Here is a 21,039-nt window from a genome sequence, read left to right as displayed (position 1 = left end):
GCTTCCTCGGTTGCCCCACCACTCCCCGGCGGTCAGTACCAGTTCGTGTTCGCCAGAACGTGACCGTCACACGCCAGCAGGGCACGCGAGACACGGCCGTTGAGGTTGTTCCCGATCTTCGAGTAGGCGTAGTTGATACCCGAGTCGACGGTCTCGGAGACCCAGCCGTCGGCGCGCCCCGCCCCGGAGTTCGAGCGCTCCAGCACGGCGGCGCAGTTGGCACGGGAGTTCTCGATACGGGCGAAGGATCCGCACTTGTCGGAGTAGAAGTACTTCAGCGCCATGCCTTCGGCCGTCTTGGTCGGGCCGACCTGGCGGAACGTTCCGGAACAACTGGAGCCGGTGGGGTACTGGCCTTCGTACGCATAGGCCCCGTAGTTGCCGCCCGAATACGGCGCGGCCTCGGCAGCGAACGGTGTGAGCGCCGTCATCACGGCGGCGCCTCCTGTGACCAGCAGGGTCTGGAGCGATCGGCGGCGCATGCGAGCCCTCTCTTCGCGGGTCGGTGGTGTCCTGGTCGTAGCGGCGGTGCCGGCGCTGGTACGGCCTCGCGCCGCTCGTCGTCAGGACCGTAGGCCGCCGTACCGCAGGGGCGGTACCTGAGAAGTCTCAGGGTCCTTGCGACCTCACGTTTCCCTACAGTTCCGAGCGCCGGCCAGGCGCCGGGCAAGTCGAAAGTCAGCCGTCGGAACAGGGGGAACCCGTCATGTCCACTCGTACCTTCGCCCGGGCCGCACTCGTCGGTGCCGGTGCGCTCGCTCTGCTCGGGCCGCTCACCGCGGCGACCGCGGTCGCGGCCTCCGACGCGGACGGGGGCGGTGCTCGCATCATGGCCGCGCCGTACGTCGTCGTGCCGTACGAGACGGTCAACGTCCGCTCCGGACCGGCGCGTTCGTACGACAAGGTCGGCAGCGTCGCGGCGAACCAGCCGCGTGGCGCGTACTGCTGGGTGCGCGGCGAGACCATCAGCGACCACGGCTACACCAACAACGTGTGGGTCAAGCTCGTCGAGGGTTACGTGAGCGCCGTCTACCTCAAGGGCAACGAGTACGGGGACCTGCCCGCTTCCGCGACCTGCTGAACCGCCTTCGATTCCGGCGACAGGAGGGGGAGGGCGCGCGGGCGCGCGGGCGCCGAAAATGCGTTGCGGCTGCGCCGCCCTCCCCCGGACTCTGAGCCCATGTCGTACATCCTTCGTCCCGCCGACCTCACCGACGCGGCCGCCGTCACCGAACTGCTCAACGAGGTCGACCTCATTGAGATCGGCAGGCCCGAGACCGACCTGCACAGCGTCGAGGCCGATCTGAAGCGGACCGACGTCGCTCTGGAGCGCGACTCCTGGCTGGTCTTCCTCGGCGACCGGCTGGTGGCGTACGGCCTGCTGTGGGACGAGTCGGGGGGCGAGCGCGTCGACGTCGACCACTACGTGCTGCCCGACCACCAGCGGGCCGGCGAGCTGATTCTGGACGCGATGGAGGCCCGGGCCCTCGACAAGGCCCGCGAGAACGGTGCGGCCAGGGCGGTGGTGCATCTGCACCTCAACACGGAGCCCACGCTCGACACGAGGCTGATCGAGGAGCGGGGCTGGTACGCCGTACGGCGCTATCACGTGCTGCAACGGTCGCTGGACGCGGCCGCGGACGTCGTGCCGGAGGTGCCGTCCGGCATACGGCTGCGGTCGTGCGCCGACGAGGCGGACCGCGCGCGTGTCCATGCGCTGTACCAGGCGACCTTCGCCGAGCACTTCGACTTCCAGCCGCGTACCTACGACCAGTGGCTGGGAGACCTCGACGCCGACGCGCTCGACTGGTCCTTGGTGTGGATCGTCGGTACCGACAAGCTGGAGGACGCCGGGTTCCTGCTCGCCCGCGACGACCGGGAGGCGATGGGCTGGATCCGGAGCATCGGCGTGGTGCGGGAGGCCCGCGGTCTGGGTCTCGGCGGCCTGTTGCTGCGGCAGGCGTTCGCCGCGTTCGCCGCGCGCGGGCGGGAGACGGTGGGGCTCGGCGTGGACACCGCCAACGCCACGGGGGCTCCCGCTCTGTACGCCCGGCACGGAATGGCCGTCCATTTCGCCGTCGACACCTGGGAGGCGGTCCTGAAGTGACCGGGGGCCACGGCGTCGGTCCGGGCCTTCGGACCGCACGGGCCCCGGTGCTAAGAACACCGGGGCCGGCTGGGACTGGGCGGTCAGTGGGCTCCGAGGCCCTGCTGGGCGCTGCTTCGTCGAGCGTTGTTGTACAGGCGCAGCAGGTGCTTCGCGACCGCGCACGGCGCTGAGTCGGCGTAGCACTGCCGGCAGGTCTGCATGTGGTGTTCGTAGTCGCTACGTGTCTGCTGCAGGGCATCGTCTTGAGACGGCATCGAGGTCCTCGGATTCGACGACGGAGGGGGGTGGAGGCGGCGGGGCGGGGGCCGAAGGGACCGCGCGGCGCACCTGACAGAGAAGTTGATCATGTTACTTGTGGTAGGGGGAAGTCGCGGTTCCGGTTCAGCCTCACGAGCGCAGGACAGCTGCCCCTCGGGCCCCCCCGAAGCCGGCCCCTCACCGGCCAGCCGGAAAACGCTTGGACTTCGCGGTCACCGACGCGGGACACTGCGTACTCACGCCATAACTCCACGTAATCGTCGCGGTGGTGCCCCTGACCTCGGTCGCGCGAGGCGGGCTGCCGCAGAACATCACAGGGGTGGGATGGGTACGCTCGAATCGCGCAGGGTCCTGCCGGGCAAACGCTCGGTGCTTCTCGCGCTTCGTTACTACGGACGGGAATTGGCCCGGCTACGGTGGCTGACGGCACCGGCGATGCTGCTGTCGGCGCTCGGCAACATCGGGATCAACTACATCGCGCCGCTGATCGTCGCCAAGCTCGTCGGCGACATCGCGGGCGACACGCAGGTCACACTCGCCTCGACGCTGCCGTACGTCCTCGACTTCGTCGGTGTGCTCCTGCTCGCGGAGACGTTGTGGCGCATCGCTCTGCACTGTCTGAACCGCCTGGACGCCCTGGGCATCGAGCACCTGTATGTGATCGGGATGGACGAGCTGTTCGCCAAGGACGCGGCGTTCTTCCACGACAACTTCGCCGGGTCGCTGACCAAGCGCGTCCTGAGCTTCGCCTCCCGTTTCGAGCAGTTCGTCGACACGCTGACCTTCCAGATCGTGGGCAGTTTCGTGCCGCTGGTGTTCGGGGCGGTGGTGCTGTGGCGCTACGAACCGCTGCTGGTCGTCGGGCTGTTGGCGATGATCGCGGTGACGGCGCTGTGTGTGGTGCCCCTCATCCGGCGCCGCCAGGCACTCGTCGACGAGCGTGAGGAGGCGATCGCCCGGGTGTCGGGCCACGTCGCCGACAGCCTGATGAACATGGACACGGTGCGGGCGTTCGCCGCCGAGGGTCGCGAGGCCGCCGAGCACCGCTCGCGTGTGGCGGTGTCGCGGGCACTCACCCTGCGGTCGTGGGACTACGGCAATCTGCGCATCGACACGCTGGTCGCACCGATGTCGGTGCTGACCAACGCGCTGGGCCTGCTGCTCGCGGTCACGATCGGTGGGGGCGAGCACGGTGTGGAGGCGGTCGTGGTCGCCTTCACCTACTACTCCAACGCGACGCGGATCATGTTCGAGTTCAACCAGATCTACCGCCGGCTGGAGAGCTCGATGACGGAGGCCTCGCAGTTCACCGAGCTGCTGCTGACGCCGCCGACCGTGCTCGACCCGCCGGCGCCGGAGCCGCTGCCGCCCGGGGCCGCCGACGTCCGGTTCGAGCGGGTGACCTTCGCCCACGCCGGCGGTCGGTCGCTGTTCGAGGGCCTCGACCTGGCCGTGCCCGCCGGGACGAAGGTCGGCCTCGTGGGCCGGTCCGGTGGCGGCAAGACCACGCTCACCCGGCTGCTGTTGCGGATGACGGACATCGACGGCGGCCGGATCCTGATCGGCGGTCAGGACATCAGTCGGCTGCGCCAGGCCGACCTGCGCAGTCTGATCGCCTATGTGCCGCAGGACCCGGCGATGTTCCACCGCACGCTGCGGGACAACATCGCGTTCGCCCGGCCGGACGCCACCGATGCCGAGATCCGCCGCGCGGCCGAGACGGCGCACGTCACGGAGTTCGCCGACGCACTGCCGAACGGCTTCGACACGATGGTGGGCGAGCGTGGCATCAAGCTGTCCGGCGGTCAGCGCCAGCGGGTCGCCCTCGCCCGGGCGATCCTGCGCGACGCACCGATCCTGCTGCTCGACGAGGCGACCAGCGCTCTGGACTCCGAGAGCGAGATCCTCGTCCAGGAGGCGCTGTGGCGGCTCATGGACGGGCGGACGGCGCTCGTGGTGGCGCACCGGCTGAGCACGGTAGCCACCATGGACCAACTCGTCGTCCTCGACCGTGGGCGGATCGTCGAGCAGGGCACCCACCACGAACTGCTCGCGGCGGAGGGCGCCTACGCCAAGCTCTGGGAGCACCAGTCGGGCGGCTTCCTCGACGACAACCCCGCGCGGGCGGAGTTGCCCTGAAGCGGAGATCGGCCCGGGCGGAAAGCGGCGGGCGGCGGGCGGCGGGCGGCGGCGGGCGGCGGGCGGCGGATGCTTTTCGCTGCCCGCCTGCCCGGCTCGCTCGTCAGCAGATGCGGACGACGGCGGCGGCCGCCGGGCCCTGTCCCCCGGCTCCCTCAGTCGGCGCAGCATCCCTCCTCGGCGGCGCCTGCGCCGGTGGTGTCGAGCCGGCAGAAGCAGGACGCCTCGATCGGTACGTCCGCCATCGCGGCCGCGAGACGCAGCTGCTGGGCCACCATCTGTGCCTCCGCCATCCTGCCCAGACGCATCAGGCACTCGTGCAGGCCGTGCAGGGACCAGACGTTGCCGGGATGCTGCAAGGCGCGCGGGAGCGTGCCGTCGAGGCCGAGGTCGGCCCGGTAGACCGCCTCGGCCTCCTCGACACGTCCCTGCTCGAGGAGGAGGGCGCCGTAGGCGTGCCGGGTGGGCTGCATCCAGCCCCACGGTTCGTCGTAGGGGAGGTTGTCGTCCAGTTCGATGGAGCGTTCCAGGGCGGCGAAGGCGGCGTCGAAGTCGCCCTTGCGGTACTCCAGTTCGCCGTCGAGCATCGCCGAGGCGATCGCGAGGATGTCGGCGCAGGTGTTGTTGAAGAGCATGCGGGTCTCGGGGACACGGGCGACGGCCTCGTGGAAGAGCACGCGTTCCGTCTCGGCCTCCGGGACGCGGTGGGTCGAGGAGTACGCGACGCCGCGGGCGTAGTGGTGCATCGCGGTCGTCACGCAGTACAGCTCGGGGTCGGCGGGCAGGGGCAGCTCCAGGAGGTCGTCCCAGCGGCCGAAGCGGATCAGGGCGTGGACCCGCATGGCGAGGAAGCCCTCCAGCCAGTCGGCCATGGGCGGGCTGGGCACGCGCAGGAGGTCGGCGGGGATGGAGGCCTCGAGCTGCTCGACGGTCTGGAGGGCGACCTCGGACTGGCCGAGGAACATCGCGCCGTAGATCTTGAAGTGGTAGTTGTGCGTGCGGGACAGGGTGTAGAAGTTCATCGCCCCGGCTCGGGACCGGTACTTCTCGTCGGCCGCGATCGCCGCGGTGTTGTCCGAGACCACCCTCCGGTAGTCGCCGCACAACACCTCCAGGTGCGAGGGCATGTGCAGCAGATGCCCGGCGTCGGGCATCAGGCCGCGCAGCCGGTCCGCCACGAGCAGGGCTGCCTCGGGGGTCGGGGACATCTCCATCAGGTGGATGTACAGGTGCACCACGCCCGGGTGGTCACGTCCCGCGTCGGTGGCGAGGACACGGTCAAGCGCTGCCTTGGCCTCCGGCGTGCGCGCGCCCTCGGCCGGTTCGCCGGTTCTCAGGTCCCACAGCTGCCAGGGGGTGAGGTTCATCAGGGCGTCGGCGTACAGGGTGGCGACGTCCGGGTCGTCGGGGGCGAGGTCGTAGACCGCGCGCATGCTGTCGGCGTAGGGGGCGTTCCAGACGGAGCAGTCCGCCACGGCCTCAGCCTGCGGGTAGCGGGCCCGCAGTGCGGCGATCAGGGCCTGTTCGACGGGGGTGGCGGTGTCCGCTTTCGCATGGGCCAGCTCCACGGCGGCATGGGTGCGGTCGACGGTGCGGGCCAGGTCCTGGTCGTCGAAGAACTCCCAGGGTTTGTTGTAGTTCGGGCCGAGCGCGTACGCGATGCCCCAGTGGGCCATGGCGCAGTCGGGGTCGGCCGCGGCTGCGGCCTCGAAGCAGGCGACGGCCTCCTCGTGGTGGAAGGCGTACGTCCACTTCAGGCCGCGGTCGAACCAGAGCTGGGCCTGAGCGGATGACGTGGTCACGGAGCGGGTGTAGGTGCCGAGGTCGTAGTACTCCATCGTCTGTCTCCTGCCTGTACCGCGCCCGCCGGGGTCACTGCGGCCGCTCAGGGTCGGTCGTGCTCGGGTCTCGCCCCGACAACGGGGAGGGATGATGCCCGGTTGCGGGTTCGGACACTTCCGGTCCCCCGCCCGCAACGCCCCCGCCGACGCCCCTGCGGCCTTCCGCTGCTCGGGCACGCTCACCACGTCCTCGACCGCCCGGCAGGGCCTCGCTTCGCGCCGCCCAGGTGCGGGCAGGGTGCGTCGTGGCGCATTCTTGCTGTGTCGCGCGCGTGATGGCGTACGGACGAGGTAGGGCCGATGAGTGGGAGCGCCGAGGACGCAGAGCGGACGCCCGGCAGGCTGGCGGCGCTGCTGATCGATGCCTCGGCGGAGGCGGTCAGCGCGGCCGGTGGCTACGCGGCCGGGGTCTATCTGTGCTCCGGCACGCCCGGACTGCTTCGTCTGGCGGTGCTGGAGGGGCTGCCGGGGCCGCTGTTCCGGCCGTGGTGGCGGGTGCACGTGGACCGGCCGTTCCCCGTCGCGGACTCCTATCGGCTCGGCGTCGAGGTGGTGCTGCCGAACGCGACGGAGACGATGCGCCGCTATCCGCAGTTCGCGGCCGGTCTGCCGTTCCAGTTCGGGTCCCTGTACGTCCCCGTCGCGAGCAGGTCGGCCGTGTACGGGGTGCTGACCGTGCTGCGGCCCTCGGCGTCGGACGCCACGGAGCTGCTGCCCGTGCGCGAGCGCATGGCGCAGGTGGCTCAGGAGCTGGGGTCGGCACTGCGGGCCCTGGCGGGCGGGGACGCGTCGGCGGTGTCCTGGGACGGCGGGCCCCTGTGTGTCCGGCCGCCGGCCGGACGTCCGCCGACGGGGCGCGTCGGCCGGTTCGCGTGGGATCCGGTGGCGGGTGTCATGACGGCGGACGAGCGGCTGAACGTCGTACTGGACGCTGCCTCGGGGAAGGCCGACGGCACCGCGGAGACGTTCGCGCAGGCCTTGGCGCCGGGGGATGCGGAACGCATTCTGGCGGCGCTGCGGGAGGCGGCGGGTGGCCGGACGCCGGCCCTGCCACTGTACGTACGCGCGCCGGACGGTGCGCTGCGGCTGGTCGAGGTCTGGGGGCCGCACGACGACTCGGCCCCGTTCGGTGCGGCGACGGTACGGGGCGTCGTCCTCGAACCGGGGCCGGGCGCGGTGGCGGACGCGGCGGCCGATCTGCTGCCGGAAGGTGTGTTCTGCCTGGACCGGGTGGGCACGGTCGTCTACGCCAATCCGCATGCGGCGCGGCTGCTGCGCCGGCCGCGCACCGAGTTGCTGGGCCGCACCCTGTGGGAGGGCGTGCCGTGGCTGAACCAGCCCGCCGTCGAGGATCACCTGCGGGGAGCCCTGCTGTCCCCGGACCCGGTGCATTTTCATGTCCGCAGACCTTCCGCCCAGGGGCGTGAGTCCACTGGCCCGTCCGTCGAGGGCGACTTGCTCGCCATGTCCGTCTATCCCGGCCGGGACCTGCTCACGTGCACGCTCCGGCCGGGGCACCGCATGGCGGCCGGTCCGGCCGGCCTCCCGGACGCGCCGGGCTCGCCGGAGACGGTCGGGGCGCCTTCGCTCTCGCCCCTGTACCGGCCCATCGTCCTCGCCATCGCGCTGACGGAAGCGGTCACCGCCCGTCAGGTGTCCGCGGTGGTGATGCGGGAGCTGCTGCCCGCGTTCGGCGGCCGCCGGCTGGCCATCTACCTGCTACAGGAGCGGCATCTCTACCTGGCCTGGGAGACGGGGTTCCCCAAGGGATTCCTCGCCCCGTTCGACGGCGTGGGGCTGGACAAGCGGCTGCCCGGCGTCGAGACGCTCACCACCGGCCGCCCGCTGTTCTTCGACTCGATGCAGCAGCTCGCCGACGCCTATCCGGGCATCGCGCTGGACGCGACGGAGGGAGCCCGCGCCTTCCTGCCCCTGATCGCCTCCGGGCGTGCGGTGGGCTCATGCATCCTCGGCTTCGACCGGCCGCGCAGCTTCAGCACCGAGGAGCGCACCGTGCTCACCGCCATGGCCGGGCTGATCGCGCACGCCATGGAGAAGGCACAGCGCTATGAGAGCGAGGCCGCGCTGGCCCGTGGGCTGCAGCAGGCGCTGCTCCCCCGGCGGCTCTCGCAGCACCCGTTGGTGGAGACCGCCGGGCGCTATCTGCCGGGCACCCAGGGCATGGAGGTGGGCGGCGACTGGTACGACGTCGTCGCCGCCGGGGACGGTCTGGCCCTGGTGATCGGCGATGTGCAGGGGCACGGTGTGCAGGCAGCGGCCACCATGGGCCAGCTGCGCAGCGCGGTGCGGGCCTTCGCCCTCGGCGACCGGCCGCCCGACGAGGTCATGAGCGGCACCAACCGCCTGCTGATCGACCTGGACGCCGGTCTGTTCGCGAGCTGCTGCTACATCCGGCTCGATCCCGCGACCGGCGTCGCCCAGGCGGCCGTGGCCGGACACCTGCCGCCGCTGCTGCGCCGTCCCGACGGCCGTACGCATGTCGTCGACCTGCCCGGCGGGGTCGTGCTCGGCGTCGATCCGCAGGCCCAGTATCCGGTGGCTGAGCTGCGGATGGAGCCGGGTGCCGTCCTGGCGTTGTACACGGACGGGCTGGTCGAGCGGCCCGGTGCCGACATCGACGACGGCATCAGCGCGCTGCGGGTGGCGCTGGCCAAGGCCGGTGCCCCTGGTGTCGGCCGGGGCGGCCGCGCGCTGGGGGGCGTCGCCGACCGGCTCACCGTGACGGCGCGGCACACGGCGGACCGCCCCGACGACATCGCGCTGCTGCTCGCCACGCGGCGCGCCATGCCGCCGCACCGCACATGAGGACGCGCCGAGGACGCCGGGCGGCGTAACCCTGGCGTGGGGACGGGAGTTGCGCGGAGCCGACCCTCACTTGTGTGATCGTCGTGTGAGAGAGACAGCAGGTCCTGTCACGGTCCGTGACGTCTCTCGCCTCCTGGGGCGCGGCAGTGTAGACATGGGCACATGGTCCGACTATCGGGTCGATCCGGGGCCCGGTCGGCCCGTCGTCCTAGCGATCGGCGCACCAGAGGTGCGCCCGACCGCGTCTTTGGGGTGCCCGAACGGGGGATCCCGCGCGATCCGCTCGCCGACGGGCAGCGAAAGGGCCCGCTGGCCAGGGTGCGGTCGGCGCTGAGCGGGCGCAGCGTCGCCGGGCAGGTGTTCCTGCTGCAAGTGGTGGTCGTGCTGCTGCTGGTCGTCGCCGCGGTGGTGGCGCTGGTGCTGCAGACGCGCTACGACACCACGCAGGAGGCACGCAACCGTTCGGTGGCGGTCGCCGAGGCGTTCGCGAACGCGCCCGGCACCCGGGAGGCGCTGGACAGTCCGGATCCCACCGCCATTCTGCAGCCGCGGGCCGAGGCGGCGCGCGAGGCGACCGATGTGGACTTCATCGTCGTCATGAACACCGACGGCATCCGCTTCACCCACCCCAAGCCCGACCGCATCGGGAAGAAGTTCGTCGGGACCCTGGACCCCGCGCTGGCCGGGAAGGTCGTGGTCGAGCACATCACGGGGACCATCGGCCCGCTCGTGCAGGCGGTCGTCCCCATCAAGGACCCCGACGGGAAGGTCGTGGGCCTGGTGTCGGCCGGGATCACGACGAAGACCGTGGGCGGCACCGCGGACCGGCAGCTGCCGCTGGTCCTCACCGCAGCGGCGGTCGCCCTCGCCCTGTCCACGGCGGGCACGGCACTGGTCAGCAAGCGGTTGCTGCGGCAGACGCACGGTCTCGGGCCGGACGAGATGACCCGGATGTACGAGCACCACGACGCCGTCCTGCACGCTGTCCGGGAGGGCGTGATCATCGTCGGCGACGAGGGGCGGCTGCTGCTCGCCAACGACGAGGCGCACCGCCTGCTCGACCTGCCCGAGGACGCCGAGGGACGCCGGGTGATCGACCTCGGTCTCGCCGCCGACACCGCCGAACTGCTGGACTCGGGCCGGATGGCCACGGACGAGGTGCACCTGGTCAAGGACCGGCTGCTCGCCGTCAACCAGCGCCCCACCCACCTCAGGGGCCGGCCCTCCGGCAGCGTCGCCACGCTCCGCGACTCGACGGAGCTGCGGGCCCTGTCCGGCCGGGCCGAGGAGGCCCGCGAGCGCCTGAACATGCTGTACGACGCCGGTGTCGGCATCGGCACCAGTCTGGACGTCACCCGTACCGCCGAGGAGCTGGCGGAGCTCGCGGTGCCCCGGTTCGCGGACTACGCCACCGTCGACCTGTTCGACGCGGTGCTGGCCGGCGGGCAGCCGGAGGCGGTGACCCGGCTCAGGCGTACGGCGTCCAGCGGGATACGCAAGGACGCCCCGCTGCACCCGGTGGGCGAGCACCTCCGGTTCGTCGACTCCTCGCCGCAGGCCCGTGCGCTCACTGACGGGCAGGCCGTCGTCGAGCCGCGGCTGCAGAAGGCGCTGGGCTGGCGCGCCCAGGATCTGGAGCGGTCGGCGCAGGTCATGGACTTCGGCATCCACTCACTGATCGCAGTACCGCTCAGGGCGGGCTCCCTGGTGCTGGGCGTGGTCAGTTTCTGGCGGTCGCAGAAGGGCGAGCCGTTCGACGCCGACGAGGTCGCACTCGCCGAGGAGCTGGTCGCGCGGGCGGCGGTGTCCATCGACAACGCCCGCCGGTACACGCGCGAGCACAGCATGGCGGTGACCCTGCAGCGCAGCCTGCTGCCCCGCCGGCTGCCCGAGCAGAACGCGCTGGACATCGCCTACCGGTATCTGCCGGCGCAGGCCGGGGTGGGCGGCGACTGGTTCGACGTGCTGCCGCTGTCCGGTGCCCGGGTGGCGCTGGTGGTGGGGGACGTCGTCGGCCACGGGCTGCACGCGGCGGCCACGATGGGACGGCTGCGTACGGCCGTGCACAACTTCTCCGCCCTGGACCTGCCGCCCGACGAGCTGCTCGCACTCCTCGACGAGCTGGTCGCCCGTATCGACCAGGACGAGGCGGAGGAGGGCGAGAGCGCTCCGGTGGCCGGCGCGACCTGTCTGTACGCGATCTACGACCCGGTCTCCCGGCGGTGCACCATCGCCCGCGCCGGACATCCACCGCCGGCCCTGATCCGGCCGGACGGCACCGTCGAGTTCCCCGACGTGCCCGCCGGTCCCCCACTGGGCCTGGGCGGGCTGCCGTTCGAGACGGCCGAGCTGGAGCTGGCGCAGGACAGCCGGCTCGTGCTCTACACGGACGGGCTCGTGGAGGACCGGGAGCGGGACATCGACGAGGGACTGGAGCTGCTGCGGGCCGCGCTGGCCCGGGCCGGCCGGTCGCCGGAGGAGACCTGCCAGTCCGTACTGGAGGGCCGGCTGCCCGAGCGGCCGAGCGACGACATCGCGCTGCTCGTGGCGCGGACGCGGGCGCTCGGCACCGACCTGGTCGCCGAGTGGCAGGTCCCGTCCGATCCGGCGGCCGTCGCCCAGGTGCGCTCCGATGTGACGCGGACGCTGGAGAGGTGGGGACTGGAGGACCTGTCCTTCACCACCGAGCTGATCCTGAGCGAGCTGGTCACCAACGCGATCCGGTACGGCGGTGACCCGATCAGCGTGCGCATGCTGCGCGACCGCACTCTGATCTGCGAGGTCTTCGACGCCAGCAGCACCTCGCCGCATCTGCGCTACGCGGCCATGACGGACGAGGGCGGGCGCGGCCTGTTCCTCGTGGCGCAGCTCGCCGAGCGATGGGGTACGCGGTACCCGCCCACCGGCAAGGTGATCTGGGCGGAGCAGCCGCTGCCGTAGCGGGCGCCTTTTGTGCCCGCCCGTTTGCGCAACGGCCGTTCGTACACGGCCGTTGTACATAGGTACGAACCTTTGACGCGACGGGTACCACTCGCGATCCGCCTCTGGTAGGAAACTTTCCTATCAGTGGTTACGGCCAACTCCCCACCCCCCACCAGAACTTGGAGCCGCCGTGAAACACCCCACGCACACGTCGCGCCGCACCCTGCTCGCTCTCATCGGCGCGTCCTTGGCGTCAGCCCCGCTCCTCACTCCTCGACGCGCCGCCGCACTCTGCGCCGCCGCGGGACTCGACGACCCGGCGAAGAAGGAGATCGCCATGCAGCTGGTGTCGAGCGCGGAGAACTCCTCGCTCGACTGGAAGGCGCAGTACAGGTACATCGAGGACATCGGCGACGGCCGCGGCTACACCGCCGGCATCATCGGCTTCTGCTCCGGCACGGGCGACATGCTCGACCTCGTCGAGCTGTACGCCGACCGCCGCCCCGGCAACGTTCTCGCCAGGTACCTGCCGGCGCTGCGCCGGGTGAACGGCACCGACTCGCACGAAGGGCTCGACCCGAACTTCCCCCGCGACTGGGCCCGCGCCGCACAGGACCAGGCGTTCCGGCAGGCACAGAACGACGAACGCGACCGGGTGTACTTCAACCCGGCCGTACGGCAGGGCAGGACCGACGGCCTGCGGGCGCTCGGCCAGTTCGCGTACTACGACGCCATCGTCATGCACGGCGACGGCGACGACCCCACCAGCTTCCGCAACATCCGCAGGCGCGCCCTGAACCGGACCCGGCCGCCGGCCCAGGGCGGCGACGAAGTCACCTACCTCGACGCCTTCCTGGACGCGCGGGTGTGGGCCATGAAGCAGGAGGAGGCCCACAGCGACACGAGCCGGGTCGACACCGCCCAGCGGGTGTTCCTGCGCAAGGGCAACCTCGACCTCGATCCACCGCTCGACTGGAAGGTGTACGGGGACAGTTACCACATCGGCTGAGCAGTACCCGGCGCCCCGGCCGAACGGGGCGCCGGACCTCGCCCAACGCGCCCCCAGCCCGGCATGAGAGAGTGTCCGGCGCGGCCCGGACACCTCATAAGGTCGCTTTATGAGCTCATAGACCGGACCCGTATACCGGCTTAGGCTTGCCTTAGTTTAGGCTTCCCGACGAGATCGTTTGTCGCCACTCGAAGGGACCCTGATCATGCCCCGCCCCCTGCGGGTAGCCATCGTCGGAGCCGGCCCCGCCGGGATCTACCCCGCCGACGCCCTGCTCAAGTCCGACGTGGCCGCCGAACCCGGCGTGTCCATCGACCTCTTCGAGCGCATGCCGGCGCCGTTCGGCCTGATCCGTTACGGCGTCGCGCCCGACCACCCCCGCATCAAGGGCATCATCACGGCCCTCCACCAGGTGCTCGACAAACCGCAGATCCGTCTCTTCGGCAACGTCGACTACCCGACCGACATCAGCCTGGACGATCTGCGCGCGTTCTACGACGCCGTGATCTTCTCGACCGGCGCGACGGCCGACCGGGACCTGTCGATCCCGGGTATCGAGCTCGACGGATCGTACGGCGCCGCGGACTTCGTCTCCTGGTACGACGGCCACCCGGACGTGCCGCGCACCTGGCCGCTGGAGGCGGAGAAGGTCGCCGTGCTCGGCGTCGGCAACGTCGCCCTCGACGTGGCCCGCATCCTCGCCAAGACCGCGGACGAGCTGCTGCCCACGGAGATCCCGCCGAACGTCTACGAGGGCCTCAAGGCCAACAAGGCGCTGGAGGTCCACGTCTTCGGCCGCCGTGGTCCGGCGCAGGCGAAGTTCTCCCCGATGGAGCTGCGCGAGCTGGACCACTCCCCCACCATCGAGGTCATCGTCGACCCCGAGGACATCGACTACGACGAGGGCTCGATCGAGACCCGGCGCGGCAACAAGCAGGCCGACATGGTCGCCAAGACGCTGGAGAAGTGGGCGATCCGCGATGTCGGCGACCGCCCGCACAAGCTGTTCCTGCACTTCTTCGAGTCGCCCTCGGAGATCCTCGGCGAGGACGGCAAGGTCGTCGGCCTGCGCACCGAGCGCACCGCGCTCGACGGCACGGGCAACGTCAAGGGCACCGGCGAGTTCAAGGACTGGGACGTCACCGCGATCTACCGCGCCGTCGGCTACCTCTCCGACAAACTCCCCAAGCTGCCCTGGGACATCGACTCGGGCACCGTCCCGGACGAGGGCGGCCGGGTCATACAGGAGTCCGGCGAGCACCTGCAGTCGACGTACGTCACCGGCTGGATCCGGCGCGGCCCCGTGGGCCTCATCGGCCACACCAAGGGCGACGCCAACGAGACAGTGGCGAACCTGCTGGACGACTTCGCGAACGGCCGTCTGCAGACGCCGGGTTCGCCCGAGCCGGAGGCCGTGGAGGCGTTCCTCGCCGAGCACGAGATCCGCTTCACCACCTGGGACGGCTGGTACAAGCTCGACGCCGCCGAAAAGGCGCTGGGCGAGCCGCAGGCCCGTGAGCGCGTGAAGATCGTCGAGCGCGAGGACATGCTCCGGGAGAGCGGCGCGTAAGTCGCCTACGGAGACGGAGAGAGGGCCGGGGTTCATTCCCCGGCCCTCTCTCGCTTTCCCCTCTCCGAGGTGATCGCCGCCTGTTAACGTCCCCCGGTGTTCTCACTTCTCGAGCCCCCTTTCTTCACCCGGCTGCGCGATGCGCGGCGGGTGCTCGTCGCCGGTGCCGGCGGCGGTTTCGACGTGTACGCCGGTGTGCCGCTGGCCCTCGCGCTGCGGGCGGCCGGCAAGGAGGTCCAGCTGGCCAATCTGTCCTTCTCGGATCTGTACGGGCTGGACCTCGACGTGTGGGTGGACCACGACGTCGCGGCGATACGCCCGGACACCGCGGCCCGCGGCGACTACTTCCCCGAGCGGACGCTGGCCACATGGCTCGCCCGGCAGGGGCTGCCCGACACGGTGTACGCGTTCCCCCTCACGGGCGTCCGGCCGCTCAGAGCCGCTTACCGCGTGCTTGCCGAGCATCTGGGCGGCGTGGACGCGATCGTGCTGGTGGACGGCGGGACCGACATCCTGATGCGCGGCGACGAGAACGGGCTGGGCACGCCGGAGGAGGACATGGCCAGCCTGGGCGCCGTGGCCGGGCTCGACGAGGTTCCCGTGCGGCTGGTGGCGTGCCTCGGCTTCGGGGTGGACGCCTATCACGGCGTCAACCACTCCCTGGTGCTGGAGAATCTCGCCGCGCTGGACCGCGAGGGCGGCTACCTCGGTGCGTTCTCGCTGCCGCGCGACAGCCGCGAGGGCAGCCTCTACCTCGACGCGGTGGAGCATGCCCAGCGGTGCACTCCGGACCACCCGAGCATCGTCCAGGGCTCCGTCGCGGCCGCCGTACGCGGTGACTTCGGCGACGTACGGTTCACCGAGCGGACCAGGAACAGCGAACTGTTCGTCAATCCGCTCATGGCCCAGTACTTCTGCGTCGACGCGCCCGCCCTGGCCCGGCGCAACCTCTATCTCGACCGGCTGGAGGACACGGCGCTCATGCGCCAGATCAGCTCGGTCATCGCGGAGTTCCGCGACGAGCTCCCGCGCCAGCGGCCACCGCGGGCCTACCCGCACTGACTTGCCCCAGTCTCACATTTCGGTGAAGTCACCACAGCACTCGCGTGTGCTGCATACACTCCTGATCTTCACGGAAGTTCCACACAGGGGGGTATTTCTCCATGCGCATACGCATCGTCGCCACAACCGCCGTCGCGGCCGGCGCGCTCACCGCGCTGTCCGCCGTACCGGCACAGGCCACCGAGTACTCGTCCGCACTGAAGATCAAGGGCATCCAGTACGACGCGCCCGGACGCGACTCCAACAACTGCTCCACCGGCAACACCGACGAGGAATACCTGACGATCAAGAACTATTCGTCGAGTTCGACCGTGAACCTCAAGGGTTACGTCGTGAGGGACGCCAGCAGCACCAACAAGTTCGTCTTCACCGCGAACCACTATCTGCAGCCCGGTGACTACGTGAAGCTCCGGGGCGGCAACGGCACCGACTCCGACAGCAGGAACGTCGTGTACCGCGACAACTGCAACTTCCTGTGGAACAACGACAAGGACAGCATCAAGCTGTACAAGCCCTCGGGCGCCGGCGCCGACTCGCACGCGTACACCAAGAGCGGCAGCGACCCGGACGGGAACGGCTACATCACCTACCACGGCTGACCGTTCGCCGGCCACGTGTGAGCAGGACCCGCCCCAATGCGGATGGTGGACGGGCCCTGCTCACCGAGTCATTGTCGTGACCGGGCGCGGTGCGGGCCACGAGTGAGCGGCGGTCGGGCTGTGCGGATCGTGCACACCCCGTGTGCGGACCCCCCCGCCCGATCGGCATCCATCTGCGGCGACGATACTGGTACGTACACGTACCCCCGGCTACAGATGGACCCATGCCCAGCTCCTCCAGCGCCCGCCCCACGATCCCGCCCTCGGTGTGGTCGGCCCGTGGCCGCCACGTCGGCCCCGCCGCGGAAGACGTACTCCGGCTCAGTCTGCGGCAGCTCAAGGACAGCCGGATCATAGACGACTGTCTGGAGGTGCCCGAGGCCGAGGGCGCCCAGGAGTGGATCTTCGAAGCTCGATGGCGGGTCGCCGAGGCGGTGACCGTACGGGCCCGACTGACCCTCGAACGCGGCTCCGCCGAGGGCCAGGAGTGGGTGCTGGTCGCGGAGGCGGAGGCCCCGTGGGACCCGCGCTGGCCGTCGCCGGCCGCCATGTTCTGGCCGCAGGAGCCGGATGCGGCCTGGGACCACGATGCCCTCACGGGCCTGCGCCTGACGGACATCAACCCCCTCCCCTCGGACGACAAGGCCGTACGGCGCGTGCTGCGGGACTCCGCGCGCGACGGCTGGAGCATCCATGTCGTCGTCCACGAGGCGATGACCACGGACGAGCGCGGCCGCGTGCCGCTTGCCGGGATGCTGCCGCCGAGCCTGCGGCACCGGGTGGTCGAGCATCGTGCCGCGCCCCATCAGCTGCGCGTCGTGAACTGGGCCCTGCGGGACTTCGGCGTCCAGGTGCCGCGCGGTGGTGCCGTGGTGCTGCCGGGAACCGCGGCCTCGTCCGGCTACGACGCCGACGACTTCGCCGTACGCAGCGTCTTCCTCGACGGCTCGGAACCTGCCGAGCTCATCCACGCCGTGACGCGGTTCGCCGCGTTGCCGCGCCCGTTGCCGGAGGGCGGCGAGGAGGCCGTCACCGCGCTGCGTGAGGACTGGCGGCTGCTGACGGTCGAGGAGGAACTCGCCCGTGAGCGCAAGCTCGTGGCGATGTACGCCGAGGCGCTCGAGGCGATGACCAAGTCCCGCGACCTGTACCGGGAGGCCGCCGAGCAGGCGCATGCCGCGCTGGCGGCCTATCGGGAGTCCGCCGGGACCGAGCCGGAGACGCGGCCCCAGCCGGACGCCGGGACGGCGACGTCCCCACTCCAGCAGCTGACCCGGACCTTCGAGCGCCTCAAGGTCCCCGCCTGGGCTCGCAGGCCCGGGCTCGGCGCGGACCGTGAGCAGGAGAGCAAGGCCGTCGAGGAGCAGGCGGAGACGGCGGACCGCGAGGCGTCTGACCGCGAGACGTCGGACCGCTAACTCGGGTCCCGTCGACGAGACGGAAGAGCAGACCGAACTAGCCCCGGGCTCCGGTGTGCAGGGCGGCGAACAGTCCGCGGACGCGGGTGCCGTCCGGCAGCTGCCAGGCGCCGCCGACATGCCCGGTGGCGCCTTCGGGAAGGAGCGATGCGGCGTTCGGGGCGGGCCGCAGGATCCGGAGCAGGCGGAGGGTCGTGCCGTCCGGTGCGGCCAGCCGGGTGCCGTCCGGGTCGTCGGTGGCGGGGGCCGTGGCCTGCGTCGACGTGAGGCCCGCACCGGCGTAGGAGCGGGTGACCTCCTCGTCGACGGCGTCGGTGACGCTCTGTGCCTGAGCCTGGACGCGCCCCTCGATCAGGGCCCACAACTGGGCGACCAGTACCGGGTCGTGGCAGCCGTCGTAGGCCCAGCGGTGCCCCAGCACCCCGTGCTCCATGGTCCCGACGAGGGCGTGCTCCGCACCGTCGAGCGGGGCGCCGCGATAGGTCAGCGGCACCAGGTAGCTGACCGGCTCGGCGCCGGCGGTGTCGGTGGCCACCATGAACTCGATCCCGACCTCGCCCTGCGGGTCGTCGAGCCGGAAACCGCCGGCCTTGGCCAGCCTGGGTTCATCGGTGCCGCCGTACCACGGCCGGGTGGGCAGCCAGGTGGTGAGCAGTTCCAGTTTGGTCGGCTTGAGGGTGGTGTGGTGAATGATCGCCATGTCCGCAGGCTCTCACGGAAGTTGACGCGCCGACACTCTGTTCGATCATGACGTACTTCTTCCCCCTCAGCTAGCCGCTCCATCGGCACTGCGCGGCTCGACCCGGCGCCGACGATGCGGGGCGGTTCTCCACCGTCCCGGGCTGCGACGTAGGAGAAACGGCATCAACCGTGAGGTGGGCCGGCAGGGCCGGCGCGGGAACGCCGGGCCCGTCGTGGGCCGGCCGGGTTCGGCGGGATCGAGAACTCGGCGTCCTTCCTGGGGCGCAGGACGTACAACCGGTATGACATCGAGGACGCCGTCGGCCGGGTGCCGGCCGAGCGCGCCGGTGTGCCGTACCACGCCCGCCGGCACGGCGAGCTCGCGCCGCCCGGCCACAGCGGATGGCGGCTGACGCCGGACGGCACCCACGCCACCCTGCTGCTGCGCCTGGGGCGGCGCCCGGCACACCGGCGCGCCTACAGGAACGCGACCATTGCGGGAACGCTGCACCCGCCGGTCGCCGCCGCCATGGCGCAGGCGGCCGAACTGCGGCCGGGCCAGCGGGTGCTGGACCCGTGCTGCGGAGCGGGGACGCCGGCGCCCTGCCCGTCGCCGATCGCAGCATCGACCGCGTCCTGTGCAACCCGCTGTGGGGATCACAGGGCGACGCGGGCGGGCGCCTCGCCGGGCACCCCGGAGCGGTGGACGCGCTCGGGCTCGGGCTCGGCGGGAGGTGGCGGACAAGGGCCGCACGCGCCCACGCGCGGTGCGTACGGCGCCTGCGCAGGACTCGTAGGTGGCGCGTACTGCGTCCAGCGGGTTGCTCTCGGTGCGCGTTATGGGCGGTCCCGGCTCCTGCCCAGGCAGGTGCCGGGGCCGGTTGCGCGTCTTTCGTCCTGACGGGTGACGAGGGCGGCCAGGTGACCGCCGTCATGCAATGTGCACGCCCCGAGGGGGAATCCGACCAGCAGTGTGTCGTGCGTACCGCCGGCAGGAGGAGGGTCCGTGGAGTCGACCACCACAGTGATCGTCGTCGCCGTGGCCCTTGCGGCCGTAGTGCTCGCCGTGGCCGTCGGTGTGCTGGTGCGGCTGGTGCGAACTCGGCGCGTCATGAGGCGCGCCGGGCTGCCGACCGGACCGCGATGGGTGTTCTGGGGTGCCGTCGCGTACTTCGTGCTGCCCGCCGATCTGGTGCCGGATCCGGTGTATCTGGACGACATCGGCGTGCTCTTGCTGGCACTGCGTACCCTGCGCCGCTCTCCCGATGCGGAACCGCCGGACGCCGTTGGTTACAGAAAGTAAGGAAACCAATCACTCGTTCGATTCGTTTAAGTAAGAGGAACCCAAGGGGCGTCGGCGGACCGAACGACGCCGCTGGGTGACCAGGCTCGATCGGAGCAGCACCTGTGAGGGAGAGACGATGCAACCGTTCGCGCTCAACTATGCACGGCCGGCCGCGGAGTTGGGGGTCAGCGCTCCGTACGTCTACGACTCCGGCCTACAGTTGAACGTGCTCCGTGACGGGCGGATAGCCGCCCGTGATCATGCTCTGTTGCGGGAGCTGGGGACCACGACGTCCACGGCGGGCTCGAAGACCCACTTCGACGACTGAACACAGGTCGGCGACGATGACCGTCTTGATTCTGACCAGCGAAGAAGACGTGACGGCGGACATGGTGGTCGTGCACCTGAACGCGTCCGGCGTCCCGGTCGTCCGACTCGATCCCGCCGACCTGACCGGCGGGGTCGCCCTGTCGGGCGAGTATGTGCACGGCGCCTTCCGCGGCCATCTGTCGTCCGCGGGACGCCTGGTGGGCATCGACGGGCTGCGGTCGGTCTGGATGCGCAGGCCGGGGATCCCGGCCGCCCGGGCGGCGACGCCCTCCGCCTGGCTGACGGAGGAGGCCGGGCAGGCGCTGTACGGCATGCTGCGCGGCTGTGACGCCCGTTGGATGAACCATCCCGACGCGGCCCGCCGGGCCCGTTACAAACCGTGGCAGTTGCGGGTGGCCCAGCGCTGCGGGCTGCCCGTGCCGGCCACGTTGATCACGACGTTCCCGCAGGCCGCCCGCGACTTCGCCGGCCGCTACCCGGATCTGGTGGTCAAGCCGGTGTCCGGCACGCATCCGCAGGATCCGCCCCGGGCGGTGCCGACCAGCAGGGTGGCCCCCGACGCGGACTTCTCCGCCGTCGCGTTCGGGCCCACCCTGCTGCAACGGCGCGTCCCCAAGCGGGCCGACATCCGGCTCACGGTGGTGGGCGAGCGGCTGCTGGCCGCCCGCAGGGCGAGCGACGCCGAGGCCGAGGTGGACGTCCGCTTCGACGCGTCGGACGTGCCCTGGCGCCCCGTCGAGGTCGCACCGCGCGTCGCCGAGGCCGTCCGCGCGTACACGCGGGAGGCGGAACTCGCCTACGGGGCCTTCGACTTCGCGGAGGACGCCGACGGGACGTGGTGGTTCCTGGAGTGCAACCAGTCGGGGCAGTTCGGGTTCATCGAGGTGGACACGGGGCAGCCGATCGCCCAGGGCATCGCCGAGTGGCTCGCCCGGCCCGCCTCATGGCGGCAGTCACAGGTCAACGGGGCGGGCGCGCAGGTTCCCTGA

17 protein-coding genes are annotated in these 21,039 nt (G+C 71.2%); 14 read left to right on the top strand and 3 right to left on the bottom strand.

Annotation, left to right across the window (positions count from 1 at the left end):
* Nucleotides 1-32: 32 nt before the first annotated feature.
* Nucleotides 33-482 carry a hypothetical protein gene (locus AB5J49_RS45985; RefSeq protein ID WP_369174814.1) on the bottom strand — a complete coding sequence of 150 codons (450 nt, stop codon included), beginning with the start codon at nucleotides 480-482 and terminating at the stop codon, nucleotides 33-35.
* 224 nt (nucleotides 483-706) lie between these two features.
* On the opposite strand from AB5J49_RS45985, the gene AB5J49_RS45980 reads away from it, so the two are divergent.
* From AB5J49_RS45980 to AB5J49_RS45970, 3 genes are all read left to right on the top strand, one after another.
* Nucleotides 707-1,081, top strand: coding sequence for an SH3 domain-containing protein (locus AB5J49_RS45980; RefSeq protein WP_369174813.1), 375 nt, complete (start codon nucleotides 707-709; stop codon nucleotides 1,079-1,081).
* 99 nt (nucleotides 1,082-1,180) lie between these two features.
* On the top strand, nucleotides 1,181-2,107 hold the full coding sequence (locus AB5J49_RS45975) for an N-acetyltransferase family protein (protein WP_369174812.1): 927 nt from the start codon (nucleotides 1,181-1,183) through the stop codon (nucleotides 2,105-2,107).
* 585 nt (nucleotides 2,108-2,692) lie between these two features.
* A complete protein-coding gene (locus tag AB5J49_RS45970) occupies nucleotides 2,693-4,507 on the top strand; it encodes an ABC transporter ATP-binding protein (protein WP_369174811.1) in 1,815 nt (604 codons plus the stop codon).
* A 155-nt stretch (nucleotides 4,508-4,662) separates the two neighbouring features.
* On the opposite strand, the gene AB5J49_RS45965 is transcribed toward AB5J49_RS45970, so the two are convergent.
* On the bottom strand, nucleotides 4,663-6,345 hold the full coding sequence (locus AB5J49_RS45965; protein WP_369174810.1) for a tetratricopeptide repeat protein: 1,683 nt from the start codon (nucleotides 6,343-6,345) through the stop codon (nucleotides 4,663-4,665).
* A gap of 303 nt (nucleotides 6,346-6,648) precedes the next feature.
* Between AB5J49_RS45965 and AB5J49_RS45960 the strand changes: the two genes are divergently transcribed.
* The 7 genes from AB5J49_RS45960 (at nucleotide 6,649) to AB5J49_RS45930 (ending at nucleotide 17,754) form a co-directional block, all read left to right on the top strand.
* Nucleotides 6,649-9,174 (top strand): SpoIIE family protein phosphatase, encoded by a 2,526-nt coding sequence (locus AB5J49_RS45960; RefSeq protein ID WP_369174809.1) that lies wholly within the window; start codon nucleotides 6,649-6,651, stop codon nucleotides 9,172-9,174.
* A 162-nt stretch (nucleotides 9,175-9,336) separates the two neighbouring features.
* Nucleotides 9,337-12,114 (top strand): SpoIIE family protein phosphatase, encoded by a 2,778-nt coding sequence (locus AB5J49_RS45955; protein WP_369174808.1) that lies wholly within the window; start codon nucleotides 9,337-9,339, stop codon nucleotides 12,112-12,114.
* 172 nt (nucleotides 12,115-12,286) lie between these two features.
* Nucleotides 12,287-13,105 (top strand): chitosanase, encoded by an 819-nt coding sequence (locus AB5J49_RS45950; RefSeq protein WP_369174807.1) that lies wholly within the window; start codon nucleotides 12,287-12,289, stop codon nucleotides 13,103-13,105.
* A gap of 205 nt (nucleotides 13,106-13,310) precedes the next feature.
* Nucleotides 13,311-14,675 carry an FAD-dependent oxidoreductase gene (locus AB5J49_RS45945; protein ID WP_369174806.1) on the top strand — a complete coding sequence of 455 codons (1,365 nt, stop codon included), beginning with the start codon at nucleotides 13,311-13,313 and terminating at the stop codon, nucleotides 14,673-14,675.
* Between the two features lie 96 nt (nucleotides 14,676-14,771).
* The gene (locus AB5J49_RS45940; protein ID WP_369174805.1) at nucleotides 14,772-15,737 is read left to right on the top strand and encodes a DUF1152 domain-containing protein; all 966 of its coding nucleotides are present in this window, start codon (nucleotides 14,772-14,774) and stop codon (nucleotides 15,735-15,737) included.
* 101 nt (nucleotides 15,738-15,838) lie between these two features.
* Entirely contained in the window at nucleotides 15,839-16,336 is a 498-nt protein-coding gene (locus AB5J49_RS45935) for a lamin tail domain-containing protein (protein ID WP_369174804.1), read from the top strand.
* A gap of 224 nt (nucleotides 16,337-16,560) precedes the next feature.
* Nucleotides 16,561-17,754 (top strand): hypothetical protein, encoded by a 1,194-nt coding sequence (locus AB5J49_RS45930; RefSeq protein ID WP_369174803.1) that lies wholly within the window; start codon nucleotides 16,561-16,563, stop codon nucleotides 17,752-17,754.
* Nucleotides 17,755-17,791: 37 nt separating this feature from the next.
* On the opposite strand, the gene AB5J49_RS45925 is transcribed toward AB5J49_RS45930, so the two are convergent.
* Complete coding sequence (locus AB5J49_RS45925; RefSeq protein ID WP_369174802.1) at nucleotides 17,792-18,454, bottom strand: 1,4-alpha-glucan branching protein; 663 nt, start codon at nucleotides 18,452-18,454, stop codon at nucleotides 17,792-17,794.
* Nucleotides 18,455-18,763: 309 nt separating this feature from the next.
* Here AB5J49_RS45925 and AB5J49_RS45920 point away from each other — a divergent pair, with 309 nt between their 5' ends.
* The 4 genes from AB5J49_RS45920 (at nucleotide 18,764) to tgmB (ending at nucleotide 21,039) form a co-directional block, all read left to right on the top strand.
* Nucleotides 18,764-19,336 (top strand): hypothetical protein, encoded by a 573-nt coding sequence (locus AB5J49_RS45920; protein WP_369174801.1) that lies wholly within the window; start codon nucleotides 18,764-18,766, stop codon nucleotides 19,334-19,336.
* Nucleotides 19,337-19,441: 105 nt separating this feature from the next.
* Nucleotides 19,442-19,738, top strand: a complete 297-nt coding sequence (locus tag AB5J49_RS45915; protein WP_369174800.1) for a DUF1232 domain-containing protein — start codon at nucleotides 19,442-19,444, stop codon at nucleotides 19,736-19,738.
* 118 nt (nucleotides 19,739-19,856) lie between these two features.
* Entirely contained in the window at nucleotides 19,857-20,048 is a 192-nt protein-coding gene (gene tgmA, locus AB5J49_RS45910) for a putative ATP-grasp-modified RiPP (RefSeq protein ID WP_369174799.1), read from the top strand.
* 16 nt (nucleotides 20,049-20,064) lie between these two features.
* The gene (gene tgmB / locus AB5J49_RS45905) at nucleotides 20,065-21,039 is read left to right on the top strand and encodes an ATP-grasp ribosomal peptide maturase (protein WP_369174798.1); all 975 of its coding nucleotides are present in this window, start codon (nucleotides 20,065-20,067) and stop codon (nucleotides 21,037-21,039) included.

It is taken from the genome of Streptomyces sp. R28 (genome assembly GCF_041052385.1).
GTDB lineage: Bacteria > Actinomycetota > Actinomycetes > Streptomycetales > Streptomycetaceae > Streptomyces.
The sequence above is the reverse complement of the archived record's forward strand: the minus strand, read 5'-3'. Positions and strand labels throughout refer to the sequence as shown.